Source organism: Azohydromonas sp., from assembly GCF_035325925.1.
Taxonomy (GTDB): Bacteria; Pseudomonadota; Gammaproteobacteria; order Burkholderiales; family Burkholderiaceae_C; genus Calidifontimicrobium.
On sequence record NZ_DAOKZA010000001.1, the window covers coordinates 129,901 to 143,810 of the forward strand.

A 13,910-nucleotide genomic window follows, 5' to 3' on the forward strand; every position below is an offset into this window, starting at 1 on the left:
GGTGCGGCCCGGTCGTCGGGGCGGGGTGAGCACAGGCGCGCAGTCTATGCGCACGGCGCACCCCGGTGCTGCACCCGGGCGCCGCGGACCGGTCATCGTGCGGAACGAAAGCGCAGCTACGATGGTCCGATCGATGTCTCGGCCGGCGCGACCCGCACCGGCCACCTCGATCGTTCCATCCAAGGAGAACCCCATGCGACTGCAAGGCAAGAACATGATCGTCACCGGCGGGGCCAGCGGCATCGGCCTGGCCACCGTGGCGCGCTGCCTGAAGGAGGGCGCCAACGTCGTGCTGTCCGATCTGGCCGGCAGCGACGGCGCGGCGCGTGCGAAGGCGCTGGACGGCCAGGGCGGGCGCTGCCTGTTCAAGGCCTGCGACGTCAGTTCGACCGCGCAGGTCGACGCGCTGGTCGCGGACGCCGCCGAGGAACTCGGCAGCGTGGACATCGTGTTCGCCAACGCCGGCATCGGCGGGCTGGCCGACGCCACCGAGTACACCGACGCCGACTACCTGCGCATCATCGACATCAACCTCAACGGCGTGTTCCGCACCGCGCGCGCCGCGCTGCGGCAGATGTACCGGCAGGGCTCGGGCAGCATCGTCAACTGCGCGTCCATCCTCGGCACCCTGGGGCAGAGCGGCACCGCGGCGTACTCGGCGGCCAAGGGCGGCGTCGTGAACATGACGCGCACGCTGGCCATCGAGGCGGCACCGCGGGGCGTGCGCGTCAATTCGATCGGCCCGGGCTACATCGACACGCCGCTGCTGAAGGACCTGCCCGACGACATGCGCCGGGCGCTGATCGCGCTGCACCCGATCGGCCGCCTGGGCCGCGACGAGGAGGTCGCCAACGCGGTGCTGTTCCTGGGCAGCGACGAGGCCAGCTTCGTGACCGGCGCGTACCTGCTGGTCGACGGCGGCTACGCGGCGGGCAAGTCGTGACGCCCTGATGCCGCGCGCCGGGTTCAGCCCGACGGTCGCATCGCGGCGCGCGCCAGCGCCGCGGATTCGACCACGTGCACGCCGGCGTGCGCGCGCAGCGTGGCCAGCAGCCCGGCGGCGACGTCGTCGGCGGCGATCGGGCGCCAGCGCGCCGGCAGCCAGCGCGCGACCGGCGCGGCGAGCGACTGCGCCAGGTGCTCGGCGAAGCGCCGCGGCTGGCCGAGCGCGCCGCGGTCGCCGACGAGCAGCGACGGGCGCGCGATGGCGAGCACTTCGAAGCCCAGCGTGGCCAGCGCGGCCTCCATCTCGCCCTTGACGCGGTTGTAGAACACCGCCGAGCGCTGGTCGGCGCCGAGTGCCGAGACCACGCCGAAGCGCGTCGCACCGGCGGCACGCGCGGCGCGCGCGAAGGCGAGCACGGCGTCGTGATCGACCGCGCGCTGCGCCGCCTGCGATCCGGCCTGCGCGATCGTCGTGCCGAGCGCGCACAGTGCGCTGTCCAGCGGTGGCAGGTCGTGCGGCGGCCAGGGCAGGCGTCGCGCCTTGGGCAGTGCCTCGAGTTCGGGCACCGCGCGGCGCAGCGGCAGCCACAGCGCGGTGCACTCCGGATCGGCGGCCAGCCGGCGTGCGAGCGCGCGCCCGACCAGCCCGCTCGCGCCGGCGAGCGCGACGCGGCCGGGCACGGGGGGCGAACGCATGCGCGCAGTCTATGCGCGCACCGCGGCCGGGCCGCGCGTTCAGCGCTTGGGCTGCGTCAGCCGCGGGCCGGGGCGCGCGGCACCGCGCCGTGGCGCGGTGCCCGGTGCCGACTCGCGGCGGCCGTGCGGCTGGCCGTGCGGCGCCGGCTGCGTGGCGTGCCCAGCGCCGACCTTGTCGTGTCGCGGCGCGCCGCCGTGGCGCGACGGCTGACCCTGCGGCGCAGCGCCGTCGCGGCGCGGCGGCCGGCCGGCGTCGCGGCGCGGGTCGGGGCGCGGTGCGGGGCGCCCGCCGCCGCGCCGCGTGCCGCCGACGCCGATCGTCATGCGGCCGAGCACGATCGGCTCGGCCTTCTCGCCCGCCGGCGGCTCGAAGCCCGGCACCGCCTCGCGCGGGATGCGGCGCTTGATGAGCTTCTCGATGTCGGCGAGGAAGATCTCCTCGTCGAGGCACACCAGGCTCACCGCCTCGCCCTGCGCGCCGGCGCGCCCGGTGCGGCCGATGCGGTGCACGTAGTCCTCGGGCACGTTGGGCAGCTCGAAGTTGACGACGTGCGGCAGTTGGTCGATGTCGATGCCGCGCGCGGCGATGTCGGTGGCCACCAGCACCTGCAGCGTGCCCGCCTTGAAGTCGCCCAGCGCCTTGGTGCGCGCGCCTTGGCTCTTGTTGCCGTGGATCGCCATCGCGCTGATGCCGTGGTCGTTCAGGTACTCGGCCAGCCGGTTCGCGCCGTGCTTCATGCGCGTGAACACCAGCACCTGGTGCCAGTCGCCGCCGCGGATCAGGTGCGCGAGCAGCTCCTTCTTCTTCTCGCGGCCCACCGGGATCACCTTCTGGTCGATCAGGTCGGCGGTGGCGTTGCGGCGCGCGACCTCGATCAGCGCCGGGCTGTTCAGCAGCCGGTCGGCCAGCGCCTTGATCTCGTCGCTGAAGGTGGCCGAGAACAGCAGGCTCTGCTTCTTCGCCGGCACGATCGCCAGCACCTTCTTGATGTCGTGGATGAAGCCCATGTCGAGCATGCGGTCGGCTTCGTCGAGCACGAAGATCTGCACGTGCGACAGGTCCAGCGTGCCCTGCTGGTGGTGATCGAGCAGGCGACCGGGCGTGGCGACGAGGATGTCGATGCCCTGGCGCAGGCGGTCGATCTGCGGCTGCATGCCCACGCCGCCGAACATCACCATGCTCGCGAGCCGAAGGTACTTGCCGTAGGTGCGCACGCTCTCCTCGACCTGCGCCGCGAGCTCGCGCGTCGGGGTGAGGATCAGCGCGCGGATCGCGACGCGGCCGCGCGCGTCGCGCGCCGGCGGCGTGCTCGACAGGCGCTGCAGCATCGGCAGCGTGAAGCCGGCGGTCTTGCCGGTGCCGGTCTGCGCGCCGGCCATCAGGTCGCCGCCGGCGAGCACGGCGGGGATCGCCTGCGCCTGGATCGGCGTGGGGGTGTCGTAGCCCTGCTCGCGCACGGCGCGCAGGATCGGCTCGGCCAGGCCGAGGTCGGTGAACTTCATTCGAGAACGTTTCCGTGGGACGAGCCCGTCGCCGCTGCAGGGCAGGGCGCCAGTCGCAGGCGTCGCGGGTGCGCGGGAGCCACGGCAGCGGCCGCGGGCGCAGGGGTCGGAGTTGACAGCGAACACGCCGACTGGAAGGCGTGTCGATGACGACATTCTATCCCGCCGGTCGCAGGCACGCCGGTGCCCCTCGCGCCCGCGACCCTTGAATCCGCGCCGCGGCGCCCCAATTGCACATGACGTTGTTTCACACGCCATCCGCCAGGACGCCCGCCATGAACGCGACACCGACCCCCGTGCTGATCCCTGCCCATCTGGGCACGGTGGCGCTGCTCGGGCGGCTGCTGCAGCAACTCGAGAGCCGGCCGCGCGGCGTCTCGGCGGAGCAGTACCGCGTGCTGGTGCGGCGTCTGGGCGAGGCGCTCGACGCGCTGCCTGCCGACGACGACACGCAGTCGGCGCTGCGCGCACTGATGAACCTCTGGCCCGCGCTGGGCGAGGTGTACGAGAACCTGCGCTACCGCCACGCCGGCCTGCTGCGCGCGCCCGTCGACGCGGCGGCTCGCGCCGAGCTCGCCGCGCGCGAGGCCATCGAGCGCGCCGCCGCGCGTCGCTGACCCCGTCCGCGACCCGGCGCGCTCACTCGGGCGACAATACGCGCTTGGCGGGCCGGGCCCGCCGAGTCGATCCGATGGCAGGCACCGCCTGCCGTTTGTCTTTCTGCGCGGGCCCCCGGCCGGGGGCGGCGCGAGATCCGAAGCAAGGCAAGCCGATGGCCCAATACGTCTACACGATGAACCGCGTCAGCAAGATCGTCCCGCCGAAGCGGGAGATCCTGAAGGACATCTCGCTGTCGTTCTTCCCCGGCGCGAAGATCGGCGTGCTCGGCCTCAACGGCGCGGGCAAGAGCACGCTGCTGAAGATCATGGCCGGCGTCGACAAGGAGATCGAGGGCGAGGCGATCCCGATGCCGGGCATCAAGATCGGCTACCTGCCGCAGGAGCCGCAGATGGACCCCGACCAGACCGTGCGCCAGGCGGTGGAAGAAGGCATCGGCGGCGTGCTCGCGGCCAAGAAGCGGCTCGACGAGGTCTACGCGGCCTACGCCGAGCCCGACGCCGACTTCGACGCGCTCGCTGCCGAGCAGGCCGAGCTCGAGGCGCTGATCGCCACCGCCGGCAGCGAGAACACCGACCTGCAGCTCGAGATCGCCGCCGACGCGCTGCGCCTGCCGCCGTGGGACGCGCAGATCGGCCAGCTGTCGGGCGGCGAGAAGCGCCGCGTCGCGCTGTGCCGGCTGCTGCTGTCCAAGCCCGACATGCTGCTGCTCGACGAGCCGACCAACCACCTCGACGCCGAGTCGGTCGACTGGCTCGAGCAGTTCCTCAAGCGCTTCCCCGGCACCGTGGTGGCGATCACCCACGACCGCTACTTCCTCGACAACGCCGCCGAGTGGATCCTCGAGCTCGACCGCGGCCGCGGCATCCCGTACCACGGCAACTACAGCGTCTGGCTCGACCAGAAGGAGAAGCGCCTCGAGCTCGAGCAGCGCACCGAGGACGCGCGCACCAAGGCGATGAAGCGCGAGCTCGAGTGGGTGCGCAAGAACCCCAAGGGCCGGCAGGCCAAGAGCAAGGCGCGCCTGGCACGCTTCGAGGAGCTGAGCGACGTCGAGTACCAGAAGCGCAACGAGACCAACGAGATCTTCATCCCGGTGGCCGAGCGCCTCGGCCACGAGGTGATCGAGTTCGACGGCGTCAGCAAGAGCTTCGGCGACCGGCTGCTGATCGACAACCTGAGCTTCAAGATCCCGGCCGGCGCGATCGTCGGCATCATCGGCCCCAACGGCGCCGGCAAGTCGACGCTGTTCCGCATGATCCAGGGCAAGGAGCAGCCCGACAGCGGCACGATCAAGATCGGCCAGACCGTCAAGATGGCCTTCGTCGACCAGACGCGCGAGGCGCTGGAAGGCGACAAGACGGTGTGGGAGGACGTCTCGGGTGGTCTCGACAACATCACGGTCGGCAAGTTCGTGATGCCCAGCCGCGCGTACCTGGGCCGCTTCAACTTCAAGGGCAACGACCAGCAGAAGCTGGTGAAGAACCTCTCGGGCGGCGAGCGCGGGCGGCTGCACCTGGCCAAGACGCTGGCGCGCGGAGGCAACGTGCTGCTGCTCGACGAACCCAGCAACGACCTCGACGTCGAGACGCTGCGCGCACTCGAAGACGCGCTGCTCGAGTTCGCCGGCAGCGTGCTCGTGATCAGCCACGACCGCTGGTTCCTCGACCGCATCGCGACGCACATCCTGGCGTGCGAAGGCGACAGCCAGTGGGTGTTCTTCGACGGCAACTACCAGGAGTACGAGGCCGACAAGGTCAAGCGCCTGGGCGAGGAAGGCGCGCGGCCGCACCGGCTGCGCTTCCGGGCGTTGAAGTAGACCACCCGCGAGACGCCTGCGGCACTTCCGCCTCGAGGAAGCGCCGCCGGCCGACCGGCGCAGCCGGGTCCGCGGCGGTCGCCCGGACGGCACGGCGGATGCGACGCCGGGCACGCACACGATGCATGACGGCGGGCGCGCCTTGCCCCGCTTGCACTTCGTGACAGCGACGGCGGCATCGTTGTTACGATTGCCGCCACCGCAACCCCACGGAGACTGCGCATGTCCACGCTGCGACGCCTGATCGCCACCGCCGCCGCCGCGGCCCTGACGCACGCCAGCCTGGTGCACGCCGCACCGTCCGGGCTGATCTCGGCCGAGCAGGTCGCCGACGCGCAGGCCGCCTCGGCGTCGTCCGAGTCGCACGCCAGGCTGCTGCAGCAGCTCGACCGTGCCGAGGTCGTCGAGGCGCTGCGCGCGCGCGGCGTGTCGGCCGAGGCGGCGCGCGAGCGCGTGGCCGCGCTGACCGACGCCGAGGCGGCGCATGTCGCGCTTCAGATCGACCAGGCGCCGGCGGGCGGCAGCGTGCTCGGCACCGTGGTGTTCATCTTCGTGCTGCTGCTCGTGACCGACATCCTCGGCTTCACGAAGGTCTTCCCGTTCACGCGCTCGATCCGCTGAAGCCCGGCGTCGTCTCGCGCGGGCGGCGTCGCGCGCCGCGGCTGGCCGCGGCGCTGCTCGCCGGCACGCTGCTCGGCGGCTGCGCCGCGCTCGACGCACCGCAGTCGCGCGCGCTGCGCACCGCGCCGCCGGCGACGCTGCGCGGCGCGGCCGAGCTGACGCAGGTGCCCTTCTTCGCGCAGGCGCAGTTCCATTGCGGGCCGGCGTCGCTGGCGATGGCGGCGCAGGCCGCCGGTGTCGACGTCACGCCCGACGCGGTCGCCGACGGCGTGTTCCTGCCGGCGCGCGAGGGCTCGCTGCAGGTCGAGATGCTTGCCGCCGCGCGGCGCCAGGGGCTGCTCGCGGTGCCGCTGCCGCGAAGGCTCGGCGCGCTGCTCGCCGAGCTCGACGCCGGCCATGCGGTGGTCGTGCTGCAGAACCTGGCGCTGCCGATCGCGCCGCGCTGGCACTACGCGGTGGCCGTCGGCTACGACCTGGCCGCCGGCGAGATCGTGCTGCGCAGCGGCGACCAGCCGCGCCAGCGCATGACGCTGTCGACCTTCGAGCACACCTGGGCGCGTGGCGGCCACTGGGCCTTCGTCGCGCTGCCGCCGCCGGCGTTGCCGGTCACCGCCGACGAGGCCGACGCGGTGCAGGCGGCGCTGGGCTTTGCGCGCGTCGCCGCGCCGGCCGACGCCGCGCGCGCCTGGGCCGGCGTGCGCGCGCGCTGGCCCGACCAGCTGGTCGCCGCGATCGGCCACGGCAACGCGCTGTTCGCCGCCGGCGACGCCGATGCCGCGGCGCAGGTGCTGGCGCACGCGGCGCAGCGCCACGACAGCGCCGCGGCCTGGAACAACCTGGCGCGGGTGCACCTGCAGCGCGGCGACCGCGACGCCGCGCTCGCCGCGGCCCGACGCGCATTGGCCGCGGCCGAGCGCGAACCCGCGTGGCGCGACGCCGCGGCACGCACGCTGCGCCGCGCCGAGCAGGCGCCGTGACGCGCGCCGGGCGGCGCGCCGTGATGCCCTGGGGATTGCCGCCGTGCGCGGCCGCCCCGACGATCGCGCCGCCACAGCCAGGAGCGCGCATGCCGAGTGCCCGTCCGACCCGAACGCCAGGCCCGAAGAAGATCGCCGCGGCACGACCCGCGCGTGCCGGGCGCGCCGCGGGCGCGCCGGCCTGGAAGCGCGTCGCGCGCCCCGACGCGATCGACTTCCGCGACCGCTGGTACGTGCCGGGCATCTCGTCGGCGCCGCCGGCCACGCTGTTCCCGTCGCAGCCGCTGCCGGTGAAGAACCAGCGCGACACCAACGCCTGCACCGGGTTCGCGCTCGCGCTGGTCGTCGAGCACCTGCTGCGCCGCGCCGGCCGCGAGCACGAGCCGGCGATCTCGCCGTTCATGCTGTACTCGATGGCACGCCGCTACGACGAGTTCCCGGGTTCGGTGGCCGACGAGGGATCGAGCCTGCGCGGTGCGCTCAAGGGCTGGTTCAAGCACGGCGCGTGCCGCGAGCCGTTGTTCCCCGGCCTTGAGATGCCGCCGGCGGCGCCGCGCATCGACGACGACTGGTGGTACGACGCGGTGCGCCGGCCGATGGGCGCCTACTACCGCATCGCGCCGAACCAGCTCACCGACATGCACGCCGCGCTCAACGAGGTGGGCGTGCTGTACGTCAGCTGCGGCTGTCACGCGGGCTGGGACGAGGGCGTGCGCGTGCGCCCGCGGCGCGAGCGGCCGACGCGATTCGACGACGTGTGGGAGATCCCGGTGCGCGGTGGCGAGGCCGAGCACGCGGGCCACGCGTTCGCGATCCTCGGCTACAACGAGCGCGGCTTCCTGGTCCAGAACTCGTGGGGTCCGGGCTGGGGTTCGCACGGCTACGCGCTGCTGACCTACGGCGACTGGCTGGCCAACGCGATGGACTGCTGGGTGGCACAGCTCGGCGTGGTCACGCAGGACCACCGCGACCTCGCGGTGGCCGACTCGCTGCGCCACGACCCGCGCAGCGGAAAGGTCGTGCTGGCGACCAGCGAGGTGCTGCGCCACCGCGAGCTGGCGCCGTTCGTCCTGAACATGGGCAACAACGGCGCGCTGAGCAACAGCGGCGTGTTCCGCACCGCGCCCGACGACGTGCGCGCGATCGCCGACGTGCAGCTCGAGCGCGCGCGCGGCGAGTGGCAGCTCGCCGACGGCACGGTCGACGTGTGCGTCTACGCGCACGGCGGTCTGGTCGGCGAGAAGGACGCGGCGAAGACCGCGGCGCGCTGGATCCCGGCGCTGTACGAGGCGCGTGTCTTCCCGATCTTCCTGATGTGGGAGACCGACTTCTGGACCACGCTGGGCGGCCTGATCGCCGACACCGTCAAGGGCGAGCCGCGCACGACCGCCGCCGGCGCCGTGTTCGAGCGCTGGTGGAACCGCCGCCTCGAGCGCGCGCTGGCCCGGCCGGGCACCGCACTGTGGAGCGAGATGAAGCGCAACGCCGACGCGATCAGCCTGTACCGCGATCACGTCGCCGACGACGAGCAGGCCGGCGCGGTGCTGCTGTACCGGCACTTCAAGCACAAGGTGAAGAACAAGAACGTGCGCATGCACTTCGTCGGCCACTCGGCGGGTGGCATCGTCGGCAGCCTGATGCTGCAGCGCCTCGCCGACGAGGGCATGCGCTTCGAGTCGGTGAGCTTCATGGCCCCGGCGGTGCGCGCCGACCTGTTCGCCGCCACGCTGGCGCCGCTGATCCGCCAGGGCACCGTCGCGCGCTACCAGCAGTTCTCGCTGACCGCCCAGGCCGAGGAGGACGACCCGACCTGCGGCGCGTACCGCCGCTCGCTGCTGCACCTGGTGGCCGAGTCGTTCGAAGGCGGGTCGCGCCAGCCGATCCTGGGCCTCGAGGGCGACGCGCGCGCCGTGCTCGGCACGCTGCCGAACACGACGCTGCACCTCGCGCCCGGCGCACGCAGCAAGGCCAGCACGCACGGCGGCTTCGACGACGACGACACCACGCTGCGCCAGGTGATCCGCTTCGTCCGGGGCGGCTGAACCTCCGCGTCCCACCCCGATCGGCCCCGATTGACCGCGCGGCATCGCCGCGGTGTACTGCGCGCCGGGTCCCGGTGGCGGGACGTCCAGGAGCAACGCACGATGGGCAGCACGATCACCTTCCAGCGTCCCGATGGCCGGCCGGTCGCGGGCTACCTCGCCGAGCCGGCGTCGCCGGGCCCGGGCGTCGTCGTGATCCAGGAGTGGTGGGGCCTGAACGACCAGATCCGCGGCGTTGCCGAGCGGCTGGCGCTGGCCGGCTACACCGCGCTGGTGCCCGACCTGTACCGGGGCAAGTCGACCATCGCCGCCGAGGAGGCGCACCACCTGATGACGAACCTGGACTTCGGCGACGCCGCGTCGCAGGACGTGCGCGGTGCGGTGCAGGCGCTGAAGGCGCGCGGCTGCGCGAAAGTGGGCGTCACCGGCTTCTGCATGGGCGGCGCGCTGACGGTCCTCGCGCTGACGATGGCACCGGAGGCCGACGCCGGCGTCGTCTGGTACGGCTACCCCCCGCTCGAGTTCGTCGACGCCGGCAAGATCCAGTCGCCGGTGCTGGCGCACTGGGCGACGCAGGACGCCGCGTTCGCGATCGACGGCGTCGACGCGCTCGAGGCCAGGCTGCGCGACGCGGGCGTCGCGTACACCGGCCACCGCTACCTCGCGCACCACGCCTTCGCCAACGACACCGCACAGGGGCCGGGACGCATCGCCGTCACCCAGTACGACGCGGCGTGGGCGCAGGTGGCGTGGGACCGCACGCTGCGGTTCTTCGGGCGGCACCTGGGCTGACCTGCGCGACTTCGCGCCGTGCACCGTCGGCGCGACTCCCGGCAGGTCGCCGGGCGGTGGCGCGCTGTTCGTGTCGATCGAACCACGGGCCAAGGTCGCGTGGTTCAGGCGCGCACTCGACGCCGTGCAGGTCGCGTTCTGCGGCGCCGTGAATCCGGCTTGCGCGCACGACGGCAGCTTCCCGGACCCGACAGTCGACGGGTGCCCGCAGGCGACCCCCAGACGGCTGACCCACGACGCCGCGGTCGACAACTTCCGCCAGGGTCTCACCGGTGGCAGCGGCCGCACGCGGGCGATCGCGCTGCCGCCGCAGTGCGCGCGGCGGCGCGCGACGACCGCATCGGCTGCGGCGGGTGCGCCAGGTCTTTGCCGACGTTCAGCCGGTGCTCGGTGCCCAGCCCGGGCCCTTGAGTTCGACGATCACCAGGTGGGCGTTGAAGCCGCCGATGTTCTCGGCCGCGTGCGTGCCGGCGTCTTCCCACAGCACGAAGCCGGGCGGGATGTCGACGACATGCGCCTTGCCGTCGGCACCGGCCAGGCGCGCCTTCGCCGGCGCGAGGCTGATCGTGACGTGGTCCGGGTGCGAGTGCAGGCCTTCGCCGCAAACGCCCATGCCGGGGCGGCTGCGATACTCGAGCACGCGCACGCGCTCGTTCTCGAGCAGCACCTTGTACGACGCCGGGTTGGCCTGCGTCGCGCCCTTGGCGCGGTCGTTCGCCTGGGCCAGCGCCTCGCCGCCGAGGCCGACGGCGCCCAGCAGCGACAAGGTCTGGCGCCGGCTCAGGCCGCGTCGGGGCGGCGCCGGTGGGTGATGTTCGGTCATCGTGCGCTCCATCTCGGTCGGGTTCACATCTGGCGGAAGCGGTGGTGATACGCCTCGGCCACGGGCAGCACCTCGCTGCGTCTCTTCAGCCGCAGGCTCAGATGGCCGCGGCCGTCGCGGTGCACGCTGTCGATCGCGTGCACGTTGACCAGCGCCGAGCGATGGACCTGCCAGAACACGGCCGGGTCGAGCTCATCGCTCAGCTCCTTGATCGTCTTGCGGATCACCGCCTCGGCATCGGCGGTGATCACCAGCGTGACCTTGTTGTCGGCGCGGAAGTACAGCACCTCGTCGACGGTGATCAGGCGGATCGTGCTGCCGCGCGATGCGTTGATCCACTGCAGGTGGCGCGCAGGCGGTGCGGCGTCGGCGCGCGGCAGCAGTGTCGTCAGGTCGGCCGGCGGGCGGCACAAACGGTCCTTCAGGCGTTGTACCGTGGTCAGTAGCCTTCCGGGGTCGATCGGCTTGAGCACGTAGTCGACCGCGCCGGCCTCGAAGGCGTCGATCGCGTACTGGTCGTAGCCGGTGATGAACGCCACGTGGCAGTGCCGCCCGACGTGGCGCGCCACCTCCAGCCCCGACAGCCGCGGCAGGTGGATGTCTAGCAACGCCAAATCGGGGGCGTGGTGTTCGATCGCGCGCAGCGCCGCCGGCCCGTCTGCCGCGCGCTCGACGATCTCGAGCTCCGGCCACAGTGCCTCGAGGTGCTCGCACAACTCGTCGACGAGCAGCGGCTCGTCCTCGGCCAGGACGGCGCGCGGCGCGGGGTCAGTCGTTGCGGTCATCGGGCAACTCCACGACGAGCCGGCGGCCGTCGCCGCCGGGGGGGGAAACGACGCGGCCGCCGCGGTCGGCCGACATCGCGTCGACCTGCTCGCGCACGGCCGCCGACGGCGGCTGAGGCAGCTCGATGTCGAGCCGCAGGCGACCGGTCCGTCGCTCGGCGGCCAGGCGCAGCGTCGCGCCGACGTCAGGCTCGCGCAACTGCTCGTCGAGCAGCGACAGCACGATGCCGGGCACGAACGGCGCATCGCCCGCGGCTTGGGCCTGCCGCCCATCGAGGCGCAGCGTCGACAGGCCGCCGTGCGCGCGCACATCGAGGTAGGCCGACGCCAGCGCCAGTTCTTGGCCCAGCGTCGGCGACGCCTCGCGCGTGTGCGAGGTGGCCAGGCGGAGGAACCCGATCAGCCGGTCGAGCAGTCGTTCGGCGTGTGCCGGGTCGTCGCGGTACGCCTGCGCGACCACGCCGACCAGCCCCAGCACCACCTGCGGGTCGACGCGGCCCTGCAACGCGCGCAGGCGTGCCGCGGCGACGCGCCGCTCGGCCTCTCGCTGCGCGCGGCGCAAGCTGGCCAGCCGTCGCATCGCGAGGTCGCGCCGATGGCGCTGTCGCTCGTACGCGAAGACGAAAGGTGCCACGACCAGCCCGAGGTAGCCGAGCAGCAGGGCCTGCGCCGTTGGCGCCATCGAGCGACCGACGCCGAGCGCGATCGGCGGCGTCCAGGGGTCGACCAGCCACAGCACCATGCGGCCGCCGACGATGCCCAGCGTCACCGCCGCCGCCCACAGCAGGCGAGGCCACGGCGGCAGTGTCGAGCGCGCCAGCCGGCGCGCGGCGAGTATCAGCACGACCGCGGTCGGCACGCTGTACACGAGGTTGCCGGACACCCGCGCCGCCACGGTCCCGACGTCGAACTCCCCCAGCGACGGGTCGAGCGCGTACGTCAGTCGCGGTCCCGCGTCGGCGACCACGATCATCGCGACCAGCAGCAGGTCGTGCCGCCAGGCCGACGCCAAGCGGTGCGCCGGTGCACGGAAGCCCGCGCGCAGCACCGGTGCGTCGAGCGTGGCCGTGGTGCCCATCGCGTCAGCCTGCGTTGGCCGGCAGGTGGACGACCGCGGTGACGCCGGGGCCGTCGTCGCGGCTGCGCAGCTCGAGCCCGGCGCGGCGACCGAACAGCGTGGCGAGTCGTCGGCGCACGTTGGTCAAGCCGACGCCGGTGCCGCCGGCGGCGGCGCCGAAGCCGACGCCGTCGTCGCGCACCTCGACGGTCAGCGTCGCGCCGTCGCGCCGCGCGCACACGACGACGCGGCCGCCGTCGGCCTTTGGCTCGAGGCCGTGCTTGATCGCGTTCTCGACCAGGGTCAGCAGCAGCACCGGCGGGAACTCGAGCGCGCGCAGCGGCGCCGGCACTTCGACGGCATAGACCAGTCGCGCACCCATGCGCATGCGAAACAGTGCCAGATAGGCCTCGACGAGCGTCAACTCGTCGCCGAGCGTCGCGCGACGCTGGCGCAACTGCGGCAGCGCCGAGCGCAGGTAGCGCTGCAGCTGCTCGGTCATCTGCGCAGCCGAGTCCGGCTGCGTGCGGTACAGGCGCCGCAGGTTGGCCAGCGTGTTGAACAGGAAGTGCGGTTCGATCTGCGCCTGCAGCTGCTGCAGGCGCTGCTCGATCTCCTCGCGCTCGAGGCGCGCACGGTCGGCGCCGACGTCGAGCGCCTGTGCGTCGAGCCGGCGCGTGCGCCGGTCGGCGTCGGTGATCAGCGCGCAGAACACGGGCGGCGTCGCCCAGATGATCGCCTGCCCGATCACGCCGCGCGCGTCCGGGAGTCGCTCGAAGTCCCAGGCGACGACCAGGAAAGCGAGGACGAGTCCGCAGGTGGCGGCGACCAGGATGACGACGAAGGGCAGCAGCCGCCACGGTGCATCGCGCGGCAGCAGCTCGTCGACCAGCACGTAGGTCAGCAATAGGCCGATGGACACCGGCAGCAGCTCGAGCGTGTGCCGCAACAGCTCGAGAACGATCTCGGCACCGCCGTAGAACTCGACCACACCGGGCTCCTGCAGCAGCCGCGTCGACATGAGCAGTGTCATCGCGAGGGCCAGGGCCAGCCGGTGCGGCGCCAGCGCCTGCCGCGCGCGCAGCCAGCCGCTCGAGACCGGGGGCTCGGCGGGCGGTGGGGTGAGGTGCATCCCGCGCAGCATCACCTGGGCCCGAAGCCCGCCGATTATCGACAGCGGGCTCGCGCAGGAAACCCCGGAATGCGACGGAGGCGGCGCGACACCCGATGGT

13 protein-coding genes are annotated in these 13,910 nt (G+C 73.2%); 7 read left to right on the top strand and 6 right to left on the bottom strand.

What is annotated here, in order from left to right:
* The first annotated feature begins 193 nt into the window (after positions 1-193).
* Positions 194-943: an SDR family NAD(P)-dependent oxidoreductase gene (locus PKC53_RS00580; protein WP_324425200.1), complete on the top strand. Its 750-nt coding sequence runs from the start codon at positions 194-196 to the stop codon at positions 941-943.
* A 23-nt stretch (positions 944-966) separates the two neighbouring features.
* Here PKC53_RS00580 and PKC53_RS00585 read toward each other — a convergent pair whose 3' ends face one another.
* Positions 967-1,641 carry a hypothetical protein gene (locus PKC53_RS00585; protein ID WP_324425202.1) on the bottom strand — a complete coding sequence of 225 codons (675 nt, stop codon included), beginning with the start codon at positions 1,639-1,641 and terminating at the stop codon, positions 967-969.
* Between the two features lie 39 nt (positions 1,642-1,680).
* Entirely contained in the window at positions 1,681-3,144 is a 1,464-nt protein-coding gene (locus tag PKC53_RS00590; RefSeq protein WP_324425204.1) for a DEAD/DEAH box helicase, read from the bottom strand.
* A gap of 275 nt (positions 3,145-3,419) precedes the next feature.
* Between PKC53_RS00590 and PKC53_RS00595 the strand changes: the two genes are divergently transcribed.
* From PKC53_RS00595 to PKC53_RS00620, 6 genes are all read left to right on the top strand, one after another.
* Entirely contained in the window at positions 3,420-3,761 is a 342-nt protein-coding gene (locus PKC53_RS00595; RefSeq protein ID WP_324425206.1) for a hypothetical protein, read from the top strand.
* Positions 3,762-3,916: 155 nt separating this feature from the next.
* Positions 3,917-5,581, top strand: a complete 1,665-nt coding sequence (gene ettA / locus PKC53_RS00600) for an energy-dependent translational throttle protein EttA (protein WP_324425208.1) — start codon at positions 3,917-3,919, stop codon at positions 5,579-5,581.
* A 222-nt stretch (positions 5,582-5,803) separates the two neighbouring features.
* Positions 5,804-6,202 carry a PA2779 family protein gene (locus tag PKC53_RS00605; protein WP_324425210.1) on the top strand — a complete coding sequence of 133 codons (399 nt, stop codon included), beginning with the start codon at positions 5,804-5,806 and terminating at the stop codon, positions 6,200-6,202.
* 164 nt (positions 6,203-6,366) lie between these two features.
* Positions 6,367-7,179 carry a PA2778 family cysteine peptidase gene (locus tag PKC53_RS00610; protein WP_324425212.1) on the top strand — a complete coding sequence of 271 codons (813 nt, stop codon included), beginning with the start codon at positions 6,367-6,369 and terminating at the stop codon, positions 7,177-7,179.
* Positions 7,180-7,268: 89 nt separating this feature from the next.
* A complete protein-coding gene (locus PKC53_RS00615; protein ID WP_324425214.1) occupies positions 7,269-9,221 on the top strand; it encodes a C1 family peptidase in 1,953 nt (650 codons plus the stop codon).
* A 102-nt stretch (positions 9,222-9,323) separates the two neighbouring features.
* Positions 9,324-10,013: a dienelactone hydrolase family protein gene (locus tag PKC53_RS00620; protein ID WP_324425216.1), complete on the top strand. Its 690-nt coding sequence runs from the start codon at positions 9,324-9,326 to the stop codon at positions 10,011-10,013.
* 376 nt (positions 10,014-10,389) lie between these two features.
* Here the strand turns inward: PKC53_RS00620 and PKC53_RS00625 are convergent, their stop codons facing one another.
* Genes PKC53_RS00625 through PKC53_RS00640 form a run of 4 tightly spaced genes read right to left on the bottom strand, consistent with a single transcriptional unit; the run spans position 10,390 to position 13,810 of the window.
* Positions 10,390-10,836: a hypothetical protein gene (locus PKC53_RS00625; protein WP_324425218.1), complete on the bottom strand. Its 447-nt coding sequence runs from the start codon at positions 10,834-10,836 to the stop codon at positions 10,390-10,392.
* Positions 10,837-10,859: 23 nt separating this feature from the next.
* Positions 10,860-11,621 (bottom strand): LytTR family DNA-binding domain-containing protein, encoded by a 762-nt coding sequence (locus PKC53_RS00630; protein ID WP_324425220.1) that lies wholly within the window; start codon positions 11,619-11,621, stop codon positions 10,860-10,862.
* Complete coding sequence (locus tag PKC53_RS00635; RefSeq protein WP_324425222.1) at positions 11,605-12,699, bottom strand: hypothetical protein; 1,095 nt, start codon at positions 12,697-12,699, stop codon at positions 11,605-11,607. Before PKC53_RS00635 ends, PKC53_RS00630 begins: the two co-directional genes overlap by 17 nt.
* 4 nt (positions 12,700-12,703) lie before the next feature.
* Positions 12,704-13,810 carry a histidine kinase gene (locus PKC53_RS00640; RefSeq protein ID WP_324425224.1) on the bottom strand — a complete coding sequence of 369 codons (1,107 nt, stop codon included), beginning with the start codon at positions 13,808-13,810 and terminating at the stop codon, positions 12,704-12,706.
* Positions 13,811-13,910 lie beyond the last annotated feature (100 nt).